Annotated in this window: 15 protein-coding genes; 4 read left to right on the top strand and 11 right to left on the bottom strand. The window is 65.6% G+C overall.

Annotated features, from left to right (window positions below):
- Positions 1-77: 77 nt before the first annotated feature.
- From IB243_RS06085 to IB243_RS06055, 7 genes are all read right to left on the bottom strand, one after another.
- On the bottom strand, positions 78-296 hold the full coding sequence (locus tag IB243_RS06085) for a hypothetical protein (protein WP_192425779.1): 219 nt from the start codon (positions 294-296) through the stop codon (positions 78-80).
- Positions 297-310: 14 nt separating this feature from the next.
- Positions 311-703: a GNAT family N-acetyltransferase gene (locus IB243_RS06080; protein ID WP_057226513.1), complete on the bottom strand. Its 393-nt coding sequence runs from the start codon at positions 701-703 to the stop codon at positions 311-313.
- A gap of 5 nt (positions 704-708) precedes the next feature.
- Positions 709-1,122, bottom strand: a complete 414-nt coding sequence (locus tag IB243_RS06075; protein WP_192425777.1) for a GFA family protein — start codon at positions 1,120-1,122, stop codon at positions 709-711.
- Positions 1,123-1,170: 48 nt separating this feature from the next.
- On the bottom strand, positions 1,171-1,653 hold the full coding sequence (locus IB243_RS06070) for a RidA family protein (protein ID WP_192425775.1): 483 nt from the start codon (positions 1,651-1,653) through the stop codon (positions 1,171-1,173).
- A 154-nt stretch (positions 1,654-1,807) separates the two neighbouring features.
- Positions 1,808-2,899, bottom strand: a complete 1,092-nt coding sequence (locus IB243_RS06065) for a M48 family metalloprotease (protein ID WP_192425773.1) — start codon at positions 2,897-2,899, stop codon at positions 1,808-1,810.
- Positions 2,900-3,049: 150 nt separating this feature from the next.
- Positions 3,050-3,646: a LemA family protein gene (locus tag IB243_RS06060; protein WP_192425771.1), complete on the bottom strand. Its 597-nt coding sequence runs from the start codon at positions 3,644-3,646 to the stop codon at positions 3,050-3,052.
- Positions 3,647-3,869: 223 nt separating this feature from the next.
- Positions 3,870-4,283: a group II truncated hemoglobin gene (locus IB243_RS06055; protein WP_192425770.1), complete on the bottom strand. Its 414-nt coding sequence runs from the start codon at positions 4,281-4,283 to the stop codon at positions 3,870-3,872.
- Positions 4,284-4,461: 178 nt separating this feature from the next.
- Here IB243_RS06055 and IB243_RS06050 point away from each other — a divergent pair, with 178 nt between their 5' ends.
- The 4 genes from IB243_RS06050 (at position 4,462) to IB243_RS06035 (ending at position 7,822) form a co-directional block, all read left to right on the top strand.
- The gene (locus tag IB243_RS06050; protein WP_192425769.1) at positions 4,462-5,289 is read left to right on the top strand and encodes an ABC transporter substrate-binding protein; all 828 of its coding nucleotides are present in this window, start codon (positions 4,462-4,464) and stop codon (positions 5,287-5,289) included.
- A 174-nt stretch (positions 5,290-5,463) separates the two neighbouring features.
- The gene (locus IB243_RS06045) at positions 5,464-6,162 is read left to right on the top strand and encodes an amino acid ABC transporter permease (protein WP_192425768.1); all 699 of its coding nucleotides are present in this window, start codon (positions 5,464-5,466) and stop codon (positions 6,160-6,162) included.
- Positions 6,163-6,362: 200 nt separating this feature from the next.
- Complete coding sequence (locus IB243_RS06040; protein WP_192425767.1) at positions 6,363-7,082, top strand: amino acid ABC transporter permease; 720 nt, start codon at positions 6,363-6,365, stop codon at positions 7,080-7,082.
- Positions 7,079-7,822, top strand: a complete 744-nt coding sequence (locus IB243_RS06035) for an amino acid ABC transporter ATP-binding protein (RefSeq protein ID WP_192425766.1) — start codon at positions 7,079-7,081, stop codon at positions 7,820-7,822. Before IB243_RS06040 ends, IB243_RS06035 begins: the two co-directional genes overlap by 4 nt.
- Positions 7,823-7,925: 103 nt before the next feature.
- On the opposite strand, the gene IB243_RS06030 is transcribed toward IB243_RS06035, so the two are convergent.
- From IB243_RS06030 to IB243_RS06015, 4 genes are all read right to left on the bottom strand, one after another.
- On the bottom strand, positions 7,926-10,445 hold the full coding sequence (locus IB243_RS06030) for an ABC transporter permease (RefSeq protein ID WP_192425765.1): 2,520 nt from the start codon (positions 10,443-10,445) through the stop codon (positions 7,926-7,928).
- Positions 10,446-10,498: 53 nt separating this feature from the next.
- Positions 10,499-12,136 (bottom strand): C13 family peptidase, encoded by a 1,638-nt coding sequence (locus IB243_RS06025; RefSeq protein ID WP_192425764.1) that lies wholly within the window; start codon positions 12,134-12,136, stop codon positions 10,499-10,501.
- A 110-nt stretch (positions 12,137-12,246) separates the two neighbouring features.
- Positions 12,247-12,678, bottom strand: a complete 432-nt coding sequence (locus tag IB243_RS06020) for a hypothetical protein (RefSeq protein ID WP_192425763.1) — start codon at positions 12,676-12,678, stop codon at positions 12,247-12,249.
- 174 nt (positions 12,679-12,852) lie between these two features.
- On the bottom strand, positions 12,853-13,836 hold the full coding sequence (locus IB243_RS06015) for a formate dehydrogenase accessory sulfurtransferase FdhD (protein WP_192425762.1): 984 nt from the start codon (positions 13,834-13,836) through the stop codon (positions 12,853-12,855).
- Between the last annotated feature and the right edge of the window lie 199 nt (positions 13,837-14,035).

Here is a 14,035-nt window from a genome sequence, read left to right as displayed (position 1 = left end):
GGAACAAGGGTCCGAGTGTCTGGCCGGGGTTTGACAGCGGTGTGACGTGGTGCAAAAGCCCACGCCTGCCCGCCCCTTCAGGCGATGCGGTGCACGTCGCCGTTGTGCGGGGAAGCGCTTTCGTGGAACAGGTCTTCCAGAAACTGCGCCAGTTCGTGCTCTTCCACGAAGTCGGGAATCACGAAACCCGAAGGAGTCCGCTTGCCATCGGACCCCACGCGGTAGGCCTGCCACAGCGCGCCCTCACGCCGCACCTCGACGATGCGGCCGAAGACGTTGAAACGGGGGTGGTTCATGGCGTTCAAGCGTGTCAGGTGGAGCGTGTGCGCTCCATGGCAATGGCCGACGGAGCAAAACCCATTCTCGCAAAGAATTCGGACGCACCTGGACGGCCAGCGCGCAGCACCCAGGTGGCTGCGGGCGCTTTGGCCAACGTTTGTTGCACCAGCGCGCGTCCCAGCCCCTGGCCCCGAAACGCAGTGGCCACGACCAGCATGGACAGGTAGCCATTGCTGAGCCCGTCGGTAATGGCGCGCGCATAGCCCACCACCTCGTCCCCGTGCAGCGCCACCAGGTTGCACTGCGACGCAGCCACCAGCGCCTCGAACTGCGACAGGGTGCCTAGCCGGTGCGACCAGCCGTGCGCAACCAGCAAGGCATGCACCTGCGGGATGTCCTGATCGAGAAGGTCTCGGACTGGCATGGCCCCTAGCCCTGTGGCTCTTGCGGGAAACCATCGCAGATCACCACCCAGGGCGCTTTGGAGTCCACGTAGATGTGTTTTTGGGGCGGCGTATCAAAGACGGTATCCAGCGTACCCAGCGGCACGGCCACCCAATCGGCGTGGGAGCCCTCGCTGTGCCATAGCAGCGGCGACCCACACACCGCGCAGAACGTGCGCGTGACCTGGGCCGAAGACTGGTAGGTACGGACCAATGCCTGGCCCTGCACAAACCGGTGGTGTTCGCACCGCACGCTGGCATAGCTGCCAAAGGCCGCGCCATGCGCCTTGCGGCACATCGAGCAGTGGCAGTGCGAGGCCGCCTGCAGGGGCGCCGTGGTCTCGTACCGCACACCGCCGCACAGGCAGCTTCCCTGGTGCACGGATTCCGTCATGGTCATGGGACTCTCCTGCGGTTTCTGCGGCGGCCCGCGCGCGGCGCACGGCGCTCAGACGGCCTTGGATGCCACGGTGGCAATCAAATCCACCTCGACCGTCGCATTTTTGGGCAGCTGCAGCACGCCCACCGAGGTGCGCGTGTGGGCGCCCGCCGAGCCCAACACGGCAAACAGCAGGTCCGATGCGCCATCGGCCACTTCGCTTTGCTGCGTGAATGTGGGCGCCGACTGCACGTACACGGTGATGCGCAGGATGGCCTGCACTGCATCGAGTGAGCCGAGTGCGCGCTGCAGCAAAGCCAGTGCACGCATCGCGCAGACCTTGGCAGCCTTCTGCGCATCGACCAGCGACGCACCCGCACCGGCCGCACCCGTGACCACCACGGTATCGCCGACGCGCGGGATCTGGCCGCTCAGGTAGATGTGGTGACCGTCGCGCACCAGCGGCACGTAGTTGCCACCGATCTTGATCTCGCCATCGAAGCTGTAGCCCAGGGCCTGGGCTTGTTCCTGAAAACGCGTGTCACGGGACATAAAAGATCTCGGCATTGAAAGGCCCACCACTATGCCACCGAGAACGCAGACACTCACCGGCGCGGCCCACTATCAGTGCACCCGTGGACTGGCTCGGCCAAGCCGCCGGGTGCGTTCCCCTGGGGGGAAGGCGCCGAAGGCGACACAGGGGGGATCAAAGATACCGTGCGAACGGATCCACCAGCGACGCCAACGTCGCGCCGGCGGGCTGCCCTGCACTCTCTGGGCGCCAGGCAGGCTCGGGGGCTGCGGCCACCGGTGTGACCTTGATCGGCTGCATTTTGCGGCCATAGAGGCGCTGCACGCGCTCATCGAGCGTGGGGTGCGAGTCGAGCCATCGCTCCATGCGACCGCCGCCGCCCAGGTCCACCAGCAGCATGTGCTGCACCGAGGGGTGGTTCAGTCCCTTATGGCTGTGCTCTTCGTAGCCGCGCGGCAGGTCGCGGCGCTGGGCCATGACCTTGCGCAGCACGCCGCCCAGGCCGTCGCGGCTGCGCGTCCATTGCACGGCGCGGGCGTCGGCCAGGTACTCGCGCTGGCGCGACACCGCGGCCTTGAGCATGCGGCCGGTCAGCCAGCCCGCAAGGCCGGCCAGCATGATGGCCGACCCGAACCACCATGACAGGCCCCGGCGCTCGCGCAGCGTGTCGCCGAAGTTGTAGACCAACTCCAGCCCGAACACCATGCCCGCCAGCTGCATCTTCAGGCGCGTGTCGCCCTCGTGCAGGTGCGAGAGCTCGTGGGCGACCATGCCCTGCATTTCCTCGCGGTTCAGGTAGTCGAGCGCGCCCTGCGTCACGGCGATCACCGCATCGCTCTCGTCCCAGCCGGCGGCAAAGGCGTTGATGGCGTCGGCGCGCGGCATCACCATGATCTCGGGCCGGGGCATGTGGGCCGCGATGCACAGCTCGTCGACGATGTTGGACAGGCGCTGCTCGGCATGCGAGAGCGAGGGCCGCAGCTCGCGCGCGCCCACCCGCCGGGCCAGCTTGACGCCGCCCGCGCGCAGGTTGGAGGTCTCCACCCACCAGCCGCCCAGCACCAGCAGGAGCGACACGCCCACATTGGCAGCCAGGAATCCCTGCGGAAACGGGAGCTGCCCGGGCAGCACGGCGGCCATCAGCAGCCAGGCCAGCGCCAGCGCCGCATGCACTGCGACGACCAGCACGGCCACGGCAAGGGCAAAGCCCAGCAGCAGGCGCCGCGTCTCGCTGCGCGCGTTGTCCTGATGGTCCCAGAACTTCATGGCACCCTCTCCAGTTGGTGAGATATCCACTGCGGGCAGAACTGGTCGCAGCCCTGCCGGTGCATCCGTGGATTGGGATGGGCCGTGCCGCCGCGTGCTTCCCCGGAAGGGAACAGCGCCGCCAGCGACTCAGAGGCCCATCGATATGGCTTACGAGAACCGCACCTGCGGCGCGGTGCGCTCTTCTTCGCTGCGCGTGGATTCGAGCATGGGCACGGTGGGAAAGCCCAGCAGGCGCGCCACGACCAGGTCAGGAAACTGCGCCGCCGCGTCGTTGAATTCCAGCGCCTGGTCGTTGTACGCCTGGCGCGCGAAGCCCAGGCGGTTTTCGGTGCTGGTCAGCTCTTCGGACAACGACTGCATGGTGGCGTCGGCCTTGAGTTCGGGATACGCCTCGGCCACCACCATCAGGCGGCCCAGGCTGCTGCCCAGCACGCCCTCGGCCGCTGCGAGCGCGCCCATGGCGTTGGCGCTGCCAGGCTCTGCCCGCACGGCGGCGGCAGCGCCCTGAGCCTGGCCGCGGGCCTTGATGACCGCTTCGAGCGTGGCGGCCTCGTGGCTGAGGTAGCCCTTGGCGACTTCGACCAGGTTGGGCACCAGGTCATGGCGGCGCTTGAGCTGCACGTCGATCTGGCCGAACGCATTGGCGATGCGGTTGCGCAGCTGCACCAGCCGGTTGTACACAATGACGGCCCACACCACCAGCACGGCGGCCAGGCCCAGAACGATCCAAGCAGTAGCTGACATGTCCCACCCTCCTTGTTGTGAATTGAATGAATGGATGATGGGCGCATCTTAGTAGCGCGCCTTTCCCAAAGGGGCCATACATTTCAGCGGGTAGGGATTTAAGCGTTAAAACAGCCTGCAGCGCTTACCTGTCAAGCGCTATAAGCTATTAAAAACATAGCGTCCTGTGCTATGGTCGCACACCCGGCCCATCCACAGGCTGCGAGGGAAACGGCCCAGCCGCTCAGGGGGTGCCCTTGTTCCTCATCCAGTCCGCCGTGCCCATGAAGCTGTCCTTCAAGCGGGCGCGCAAAGCGTCGGGCACGCCCGTCTCGCCCATGGCCTGGTCCATGCACGCCACCCACTGGTCGCGCTCCTTGATGCCGATGGAAAACGGCATGTGCCGCATGCGCAGGCGAGGGTGGCCGAAGCGGCTTTGGTAGTGGTCAGGTCCACCCAGCCAACCGCACAAGAACCAGAAGAGTTTTTGCCGCGCCTGCACGAGGTCGCTGCCGTGGGCTGCACGCAGTTCGGCGTAGCCGGGCTCCAGATCCATCAGGTCGTAGAAGCGTTCGGTGAGGGCGTGCACGCGGTCTTCACCACCGATCCATTCAAAGGGTGTGGTGGCCGTGGCCGCAGTGTGGGGGGTGTCATCCATGGAATCGAAGGGCGTCGCGAATGCAAGCTCGTTTGTTGAGTTTGATTATAAAAAAACCGATGTTCATATCTGACCGTTGGATCGGTAGCCTTCGAAGCTTGAGGGCTCAGGGCTCTGTCCGCATGGTAGTCCGCATGGCAGCCCTGGCTCATCCTCATCACTGTCTGGAGAAAAATCGATGCGCATCCGTTTCATTGCTTCCCTGGTCGCAGCAGCGTTCGCCGTTGCAGGAGCCGCCCACGCCGACCAACTGGCCGACATCAAGAAGAAGGGCGAATTGGTCGTCGGCGTGCTGGGCACCGACGAGCCCAACAGCTTCATCGACCCCAAGACGCGCGAACTGATCGGCTACGACGTGGACCTGGGCAAGGCCATCGCCAAGAAGATCGGCGTCAAGCCCGTGTTCAAGCAACTGGCGGTGGCCGCCCGCATCCCCGAGCTGCAGCAGGGCCATGTGGACATCCTGGCCGCCTCGCTCACGCACAACAAGGAGCGTGAGGCGCAGATCGACTTCTCGCTGACCACCTTTGTCACGGGCCAGAAGGTGCTGGTCAAGAAGGCCAGCGGCATCAAGGACGTGGCAGACCTGGCCGGCAAGCGTGTGGTCACTGTGAAGGGCGGCACGCAGGAACCCAATGTGCGCAAGGCGGTGCCCACGGTGGACGTGGTGACGTTCGAGACGACCCAGCAGGCCTTTTTGGCACTGCAGCAGGGCAAGGGCGTGGGCTACGTGAACGACGAGTCTTCGCTGATCGATGACTTCGCCAAACTGGGCGAGCGCAACAAGGACTACGCCATCCTGCCCACCAACCTGAGCGTGGAGCCGCTGGCCCTGGGCATCAAGAAAGGCGAGACCGCCGTGAAGTCGGTGGTGGACGAGACGCTGCGCGAACTGGAAAAGTCGGGCGAAGCCGAAAAGATCTTCTTCAAGTGGTACGGCCCACAGACCAAGATCAAGTTCACCAACCGCCCCTTCAAGTTCGAGTCGGACAAGATCGACGGTTGATGGCTGAACCCACGGCGGCGCGACCGCAAGGGGGTGGGATGAAGGCGTCGCACATGCCGTTGGCGCATGCCACACGCCTTTTCCCAGACATTCTCCCGGTCCCGGTCCCGGTCCCGGTGTGGGATGCCGCCGCGCACGCACCCTGCGTGCCGTTTTTCTGAATGGCTGGCATGCATGCCTTTGTTTGACTATTCCCTGCTGCTGAGCGGCAAGTACCACCTGATGCTGATGGGTGGCCTGATGCTGTCGCTGCAGTTGCTGGCCGCATCGCTGGTGCTGGCCCTGCCCCTCGCCCTGGTGGTCGCCCTGCTGCGCCTGGCGCCCGTGGCGCCCTTGCGCTGGGCGGGCTTTGTGTTTGTCGAAGGCATTCGCAATGTGCCGCTGCTGGCGCATATGCTGTTCTGGTACTTCGGCGCGCCCGAGCTGCTGCCCGAAGCGGCCAGGCAGTGGCTCTACGACAGCGGCCATGCCGAGGCCGCGGCCGCCGTTGTTGCGCTCTCGCTCTACACCGCCGCCTTCATGGCCGAGGACATCCGCAGCGGCATCCGGTCCATCCCCACAGTGCAGATGGAGGCGGGCCGCGCCCTGGGCTTCGGCTTTCTGGCCACCATGCGCCGAGTGGTGCTGCCGCAGGCGCTGCGCGTGACCGTGCCGCCACTGATCTCGCAGGCCCTCAACCTCTGGAAGAACACCTCGATCGCCACCGTGATCGGCGTGGCCGAGCTGATGTACCAGGCGGCCAAGGTGGAGAGCGCGACGTTCCGCAGCATCGAGGCCTTTGCCTTCGCCAGCGCCGCCTACCTTACGGTATCGCTGCTCGTCACCGGGCTGGCGAGCTGGTACCACCACCGCTATCCCGTGCGGACGATCTGATGAAACACCCCCTGAGTCGCTTCGCGCCCTCCCCCTCTCTCATATTGCTTCGCAGTCTGGGAGGGGGACGCCCCCGGTGCACGCAAGCGAAGCGCCGCATATGCGGCTTGGCGGCCCTTGCACGGGGGCACTGGCCTTGGCAGCGCCAGTTTTATGCGCCGCAGATAGCGCGCATCGCAGTGAACAATGGATAGGCACACATGCTGGAGCTGATTGACACCTACTGGCTGTACTTCCTGGTCGGCCAGTACCCCAATGGCCCGCTGGGTGGCCTGGCACTCATTCTGGTGCTGGCCGCAGGCGCCCTCCTGCTGGCACTGCCGCTGGGCGTGCTGTTTGGACTCGCGCGCGTGAGCCCGTGGCGTGCTGTGCGCTGGCCGGTGACAGCCGTCGTGTATGTGGTGCGCGGCACACCGCTCCTGATGGTGATCTTCTGGGCCTACTTCTTTTTGCCCAGCGTGACGGGCGTGAAGACCGGCCAGTTCACCACCATGCTGCTTGCGCTCGTGATCTTCAACGCCGCCTACCTGGCCGAGATCGTTCGCGCGGGCATCCTGGGCGTGCCGCGCGGGCAGCTGGAGTGCGCGCGCGCGCTGGGCCTGAGCTACCCGCGCGCCATGCGCCGGGTGGTGCTGCCGCAGGCGCTGCGCAGCATGCTGCCCTCGCTGGTCAATCAGTTCGTCTCCACCATCAAGGAGACCTCGCTGGGCTACATCATCGGCCTGACCGAAGTGTCCTTCATCGCCACCCAGATCAACACCCAGGTCTTCACCCGGCCGGCGGAAGTGTTCGGCATCCTGGGCTTCACCTACTTCGTGCTGTGCTTCGGCCTCTCGCGCCTGGCCTATGGGCTGGAACGCCGGCTGGCGCGGCGCTCCGCATCGGCCCCCTCTTCTACTCCCAAGCCCCTTACAACATGATCGAACTGCACGAAGTTAACAAGTGGTACGGCAGCTATCACGCCCTGGTGGATGTGACCGAGACCATCGCGCAGGGCGAGGTGGTCGTGGTCTGCGGGCCGTCGGGCTCAGGCAAGTCCACCTTGATCCGCACGCTCAACCGGCTCGAGCCCATCCAGGGCGGGCGCATCCTGATCGACGGGCACAACATCTATGGACCTGGGGTGGACGTGAACACGCTGCGCTCGCGCATCGGCTTTGTGTTCCAGCAGTTCAATCTGTTTCCCCATCTTTCGGTGCTGGACAACTGCACGCTTGCGCCCATTCAGCTGCACGGCCTGTCGCAAGCGCAAGCCGAACGGCGGGCGCTGGCGCTGCTCGACCGCGTGGGCCTGGCGCACAAGGCCAATGCCTGGGCCAATGAGCTGTCGGGCGGCCAGCAACAGCGCGTGGCCATTGCGCGCGCCCTGGCCATGGAGCCGCCGCTCATGCTGTTCGACGAACCCACCAGCGCGCTGGACCCCGAGATGGTGGGCGAGGTGCTGGTGGTCATGCGCGACCTGGCGCGGGACGGCATGACCATGGTCTGCGTCACGCACGAAATGGGCTTTGCCCGTGAGGTGGCCGACCGCGTGCTTTTCATGGACGAAGGCCGTGTGCTGGAACGTGCGATACCCGCCGACTTTTTTACCCGGCCCCGGCACCCGCGCGCGCAGCAGTTTCTGTCGGACATCCGCACGCCATTTGCCAAGCCAGCGTGAGACTACCCGGGGTGGAATGGCCCGTGCGGGTCGAAAAAAATGAATCAAACAAGGCTCTGGCGCTTGATATACAGGCGTCAATAGCTATAAAAATAGTAGCAAACTACTCTGCAGCACGGCGCAGCGTGTCCACCACCGGGCGCAGCAGCACCTCGCGCAGGCCCCACCAGCCGGCGGCCAGCGCCAGCACCGCCCCAGCCACGGCGCCCGCCAGGGGCACCCACGGGGCGGCCGTCCAGGTGAAGTCAAAAACGAAGCGCGCCAGCGCCCAGCCCACGCCCACTGCCACGGCGCTGGCCAGGAAACCCGCCAGCAGGCCCACGCCCATCAGCTCGGCGCGCTGCACCTGCCGCAGCAGGCTGGCGCGGGCGCCCACGGCGCGCATGATGGCGTATTCGCGGGCGCGCTCTTCGCGCGTGGCCGTCACAGCGGCAAACAGCACCACCAAACCAGCGGCCAGGGTAAAGGCAAACAGGAACTCCACCGCGCGGATCACCTGCTCCAGCACGCGCTGCACCTGGGCAATGGTGGCGCCCATGTCCACGTTGGTGATGTTGGGAAACTGGCGCACCAGCCCGTTGTCAAAGCCATTGGTCTCGGGCGCGCGGTAGGCGGCCAGGTAGGTCACGGGCACGTCCTTGACGGTGGCCACGGGGTACATCACGAAAAAGTTGGCCCGCATGGAGCCCCAGTCCACCTTGCGCAGGCTGGTGATGCGCGCCTCGTTCTGCACGCCGCCCATGTCGAACAACAGGCGGTCGCTCATTTTCAGGCCCAGGGTTTCTGCAATGCCCTCTTCGACGCTGATGGCGCCTTCTTCGCCCGGCGTCCATGCACCGGCAACCACCTGGTTGTGGGGCGGCGCCTCCACGGCATTGGAGAGGTTGAATTCGCGGTCCACCAGGCGCTTGGCGCGGTCGTCGGTGTAGTTGTCAGGGCCCACGGGCTTGCCGTTCACGGCCAGCAGGCGGCCACGGATCATGGGGTACCAGTCGTACTTCGCGACACCGCCGGCCTGTAGGGCCTGCTGGAAGGCCTCTGCCTGATCGGGCATTACGTTGATCACAAAGCGGTTGGGCGCATCGGGCGGGGTCGCCTTGCGCCAGCTGTCCACCAGGTCGGTGCGCAGCAGCACCAGCAGCACCAGTGCCAGCAAGCCCACAGCCAGGCTGCTCACCTGCACCACGGCATAGGCCGGGCGCGCAGAAATCTGCCGCGTGGCCAGCACCAGCCAGCGCGGGGCGGTGGCCTCGTTCACGCTCTTGCGCAGCAGCTTCACCGCCACCCACGACAGCCCCGCAAACAGGGCCACCGCGCCGGCAAAACCGCCCACGGCGATCAGCCCCAGCGTGATGTCGCTGCTGACCGTGAGCAGCAGGGCCGCAAACCCGGCAATGCCGATGCCCAGCACCGCCAGCGATGCGGGCTTGAGCCCGCCCACGTCGCGCCGGATGACGCGCAGCGGCGGCACCTGGGCCAGCTGCAGCACGGGCGGCAGGCCAAAGGCGAACAGCAGCGTGAGCCCCATGCCCAGCCCAAACGCCACGGGCCACAGGCTGGGCGGCGGCAGGGCCGACTCGACCAGGCCCGCCAGCAGCAGCACAAAGGCGTAGTGCACCAGATAGCCCAGCGCCACCCCCAGGGAGCTGGCGAACAGGCCCACCATCGCAAATTCGGCGGTGTAGGCACCCGCGATGGTGCGCTGGCTTTGCCCCAGCACCCGCAGCATGGCCGAGGCATCCAGGTGCTCGGCCGCAAAGCCGCGCGCGGCCAGGGCCACGGCCACGGCCGACAGCAGCGCGGCCAGCAGGGCCACCAGGCTCAGGAATTTCTGCGCACGGTCCAGCGTCTGGCGCATTTCGGGGCGGCCACTTTCGAGCGACTCCACGCGCACGCCGTGCACCTCCGGTTTCTTGGATTCGGCAACGGCCCATTCGCTGAACGCCTTGACGGCGGGGACCGATCCGATGACGGCAAAGCGGTAGGTCAGGCGGCTGGCGGGCTGGACCAGGCCCGTGGCGGGCAGGTCGGCATCGTTGACCATCACACGCGGGGCAAAGCTCATGAAACCGGCGCCCCGGTCGGGCTCGATGACGATGATGCGTGCAATGCGCAGCTGCGAATCGCCCAGCAGCAGCATGTCGCCCATGGCCAGGTTCAACGATTCGAGCAGGGGGGCATCCACCCACACTTCGCCGCGCGCCGGGATGTCACGGGTGGGCTGGTCGAGCGCACCGGGTGCGTCTGCCACCTTCAGGCTGCCGCGCAACGGGTAGCCCGGCGGCACGCTTTTGAGCGCCACCAGCTTGCTGGCGCCGCCCTGGGCGTCACTCGCACGGCCCATCGTCGGGAAGCCCACGGTGGTCACTGTCTGCAGGCCCAGGGCCTTGGCACGCTCGACAAACACGGGGGGCGTGGGGTTGTCGCTGGCCACCACGGCGTCACCACCCAGCAGCTGCAATGCATCGCGCTGCAGGCCACCCTGCAAGCGGTCGGCAAAAAAGCCGACCGAGGTGAGTGCAGCCACTGCCAGCGTCACGGCCACGATCAGCAGCCGCAACTCGCCCGCGCGCAGGTCACGGGCCAGCGTGCGCCAGCCCAAGCGTAGAAAAGACAGATTCATGGCATGGACCTTAGCGCAAAGTCAACGGGCTGGCTGCCTGTGGGGTGTTTGGCTCAGGGTTGCTTGACACCCCGCGCGCCCGAAGCTTCCCCGTCCACCGTGGTGGCTGCCAGCCGCAGCTCCAGCGCCCGCAGCACCGGCACAATCTGTGCGCCCACATGGATCTGCGGGTTGGAGAAGCCGTCCTCCTTGCCAGCCTCTACCTCGCGCTGCGCAATCACGGGAACGGCCTTGGCGAAGGCATCGGTGAACGAATGCGTCTGGCGCAGCTGCTCGTGGAACACTGCCCGGCCAAAAAAGGTGAGTTCGGAGCGCGTGCCGCAACCGTACGAGGTGTGCGTGGCATCGGCGGCGGTCATGATGAGGCTGCTGTCGGTAGCCAGGGGCTCGATCCAGCCACCCGAAAAACAGGCCGACACGGCAATCACACGGTGGCGGATGCCCGCCTCGTCCAGCATGGTGCGCAGCATTTCGGGCGTGACGGGAGGCACTTCCAGCGGCCAGTGCGAGGCCGCCAGCTCATGGTTGCGCGCGCCATGGGAGGTCATGTAGATCACCAGCACATCGCTATCGCGGTCCATGCGCTGGGCCAGCGCGGCGATGGCGCGCTGCAGGTTCTGCGGCGTGGCCCAGGCGTGGGTGTCTGCGGTTTCGGCATGATTGAGCAGGTGGATCACGCGGCCCTGGGCGTCAAAACGCTCTTGCAGCAGCGTACTGACCATGGTGCTTTCGCGTCGAAACACGTTTTCGCTGGCGTAAGGCGCGAACACGAGCCCATAGACATCCACCACGCCATCGCGGCCGGCGGGCAGGGCCTTCACCTGGCGCTCCCACAGCGCCTGCTGGTTTTCAAAGACCGCCTGGGACAGCACAAGGCGTGCGGGCTCCTGTGGTGCCTGCGCCCCGTCGCCCGCCTGGGCGGACGCACCGGCCAGGGCCTGTGCATCGAGCTCCCAGGGCTGGTCCTGGAACTGCCACATGCCGACCCCGATCACTGCCGCCATCGCCACCGAAAAGATGGCCGTGCGCAACCCCGAGCGAATGAAGCGTGCACTCACCACCACCAGCACAGCCAGCACCCACAGCGTGAGCAAGGCATAGGCCACCCAGAAAATATTGCCAGCCACCGCCCCATCCCACAGGGCAGGCTTGTGCGCCACGGCCCCCATCAAGGCATACAACAGCAACAGGGGCGCCAGCGGCGCCCACGCCGACAGCACATACCAAGCCGCCAGCCCGCCCGAAGGCCCCGGGGTACTTGCCGAAGGCGCCTCTGTTGCCGCAGCTGCGCGCTGTGCCGGGGCCATGGCCCACCAGGCCAGCCACATCAGCACCAGGCTGCTCCACATCGGTGCCAGCCAGCCCCGCAGATTGAACTGCGCAGGCCCCGCCACCTGAAACCGCGCAGCCCCCACCAGCAATGCGCCACCCAGCAGCGACAGCACCAGCACCTGCCAAGGCGAAGGCGTGGCAGCGCCCGTGCGCAGCGGCAGAAACAATCCAGCCCGCACGCCCTCTTGCATCCAGCCCCAAAGGGATAGCCGGGTAGGAGCCGGGGCCATGGGGGAAGCCGTGTCCGACGAAGGCACTGGTGGCTGTTCGCCCAGAGGGATTTCAATCTTGGCGGGCTCGGTCCCCCACTGGCTTGGCAGGGTGTCGGCCCAGGCGCTCTTGGCGTTCAGGTCTTTCATGGGGGGATCATGCCATTGAGGGAGAGGCTTCTGTCGGCCAAGCGCTACCTATGTCAGCATGAAGAAGCGGTCACTTAAACCTCGAAGCAAGGGAGTGCGAACTCGCACGCTCATGCCAGCGCGGAGCCAAGCCCAAACAACAGACCAACTGCAACAGCGACCATCGCCCCCGACAAAACGGCATAGGGCCAGGCCGAGGCGCCGAAAGAGACTGCGGCGAGAATGCTCAAACCGATTCCAGCCAAGAGGGCTGGTGCAAGCGCAGCTCGCAGCGTCAACAGCAGCGCGGACCTCCCCGCCCGGACCACAAAAACTTGACCTGAGCTTGCCGGGAACCACAGACGGCCAAGAGCCCATCCAATTGCAGCTCCAACAAAGGCGCCAGCCAGAGCTCCAATAAACATTGGCCCCCAAGCTGAATTCAGGCGACTGAGCACCAGACCAACTGAAGCGGCGCCAGAAATTGAACCGCATTGAATGGCGAGGTTTGCCAATGGCACAACCGCGTCACCGGGCTTAAGAGGCGGGAAACTATCAGCCATTTTGTTTGTGCTAAGTAAGGTGCAAACACTGTAACTTCTTGAGAAAAGCAACCATCGGCTGATAGCTTTGCGGCTCAGACACTGGATGTTAAGAATGGGTAGCAGCGGCAGCTTGAAAAGCCCTTACTCCCAAACCTTCGAGTGTGGCGCCTATCCACCTTGCTCCTACCAGTCTCAGTAAGCAGCAGCCCCCTTAGCCACAGGCACCACCGGCAGCTGCGCCAATTCCGGCTGTAGCACCAACCGGTCCGTACCGCTGTAGCAGACAAACCGCCGATTGGTGGCGCGCCCGATAGCGCACAGGCCCAGTTGCTGCGCTACGGCGTGCCCCATCTGCGTCATGCCGCTGCGGGACACCACGATGGGGACACCCATCTGCGCAGATTTGATGACCATTTCGCTGGTGAGCCGGCCCGTGGTGTAGAACACCTTGTCTGCACCGGGCATCGGCGCGTGCAGGTTCTCCAAAGAGGCATTTTCTGCAGGCGTGCCACCCGGCAGCACCGAGGAAACATCTTCAGCCACGTGGAGGCCATCTGTATTCATCCACATCCACCCGGCAATGGTGTCGATGGCGTTGTGGCGCCCCACGTCTTCCACAAAGGTCAGCAGCACCTCGCCCCGGAACAAGGCGCAACCGTGCACGGAGCCTGCGGATTTGTAGGTGGTTTCCTTGAGGCGGATGGCGTTCACGATGCCGTAAAGCTCGCCCTGTGTCAGGCGTGCCTCGGGCAGGGTGATGCGATCCACCTCGTCCATAAGCCCGCCAAACACACTGCCTTGGCCGCAGCCGGTGGTCACCACCTTGCTCGCAGTGCGCTCTTCAATGCGGGCGATGCCGTGGCGCGTGCGCACGGCAGCGGCGTGCACCTCCCAATCGACGGTGATGGATTCGATGTCGAACACAGACTCGACCAGCCGCTGGTTGCGCAGGTAGCCCAGCACCAACAGTTCGGGTTGAGCACCCAGGGTCATGAGCGTGACGAGCTCACGCTTGTCGACATAGATGGTCAGGGGCCGCTCGGCGGGGATCTGCACCTGCTCGCGCTCGCCCAGCTCGTTGACGACCTCCACACTGTGGGTAAGGGGCGCATGCGCCTGCGTCAGGCGTGGCAGCTTGGGCGCAACGGGGGAGGCAGAAGGTGAAGGGGGGAGCATGGAGCGAATATACGCAGTACAGGCCGCCAAGGACGAGCACGGGGGATCTGAATGGATTGCGGCACGGGTGCCACAACCCACCAGGACTTGCGCAAATCGGGATGCAACAGCCGCCACCCCTTGGGGCAAGCTACTTGCCTCCGCCCTACTTGCGTAAGCCATGCCCACAAAGAAAAGCCGCGCTCCACTCGGTGGGCGC

Origin of the sequence: Acidovorax sp. ACV01, assembly GCF_014851495.1 — a bacterium.
In the GTDB taxonomy this organism is placed as follows: domain Bacteria; phylum Pseudomonadota; class Gammaproteobacteria; order Burkholderiales; family Burkholderiaceae_C; genus Acidovorax; species Acidovorax radicis.
This window is presented reverse-complemented; position numbering and strand designations above follow the sequence as displayed.

Bases quoted from the DNA above. Each gene is read 5' to 3' on its own strand.
- IB243_RS06085 (WP_192425779.1), bottom strand. From the start codon at position 296: ATGAACCACCCCCGTTTCAACGTCTTCGGCCGCATCGTCGAGGTGCGG.
- IB243_RS06080 (WP_057226513.1), bottom strand. From the start codon at position 703: ATGCCAGTCCGAGACCTTCTCGATCAGGACATCCCGCAGGTGCATGCC.
- IB243_RS06075 (WP_192425777.1), bottom strand. From the start codon at position 1,122: ATGACCATGACGGAATCCGTGCACCAGGGAAGCTGCCTGTGCGGCGGT.
- IB243_RS06070 (WP_192425775.1), bottom strand. From the start codon at position 1,653: ATGTCCCGTGACACGCGTTTTCAGGAACAAGCCCAGGCCCTGGGCTAC.
- IB243_RS06065 (WP_192425773.1), bottom strand. From the start codon at position 2,899: ATGAAGTTCTGGGACCATCAGGACAACGCGCGCAGCGAGACGCGGCGC.
- IB243_RS06060 (WP_192425771.1), bottom strand. From the start codon at position 3,646: ATGTCAGCTACTGCTTGGATCGTTCTGGGCCTGGCCGCCGTGCTGGTG.
- IB243_RS06055 (WP_192425770.1), bottom strand. From the start codon at position 4,283: ATGGATGACACCCCCCACACTGCGGCCACGGCCACCACACCCTTTGAA.
- IB243_RS06050 (WP_192425769.1), top strand. From the start codon at position 4,462: ATGCGCATCCGTTTCATTGCTTCCCTGGTCGCAGCAGCGTTCGCCGTT.
- IB243_RS06045 (WP_192425768.1), top strand. From the start codon at position 5,464: ATGCCTTTGTTTGACTATTCCCTGCTGCTGAGCGGCAAGTACCACCTG.
- IB243_RS06040 (WP_192425767.1), top strand. From the start codon at position 6,363: ATGCTGGAGCTGATTGACACCTACTGGCTGTACTTCCTGGTCGGCCAG.
- IB243_RS06035 (WP_192425766.1), top strand. From the start codon at position 7,079: ATGATCGAACTGCACGAAGTTAACAAGTGGTACGGCAGCTATCACGCC.
- IB243_RS06030 (WP_192425765.1), bottom strand. From the start codon at position 10,445: ATGAATCTGTCTTTTCTACGCTTGGGCTGGCGCACGCTGGCCCGTGAC.
- IB243_RS06025 (WP_192425764.1), bottom strand. From the start codon at position 12,136: ATGAAAGACCTGAACGCCAAGAGCGCCTGGGCCGACACCCTGCCAAGC.
- IB243_RS06020 (WP_192425763.1), bottom strand. From the start codon at position 12,678: ATGGCTGATAGTTTCCCGCCTCTTAAGCCCGGTGACGCGGTTGTGCCA.
- IB243_RS06015 (WP_192425762.1), bottom strand. From the start codon at position 13,836: ATGCTCCCCCCTTCACCTTCTGCCTCCCCCGTTGCGCCCAAGCTGCCA.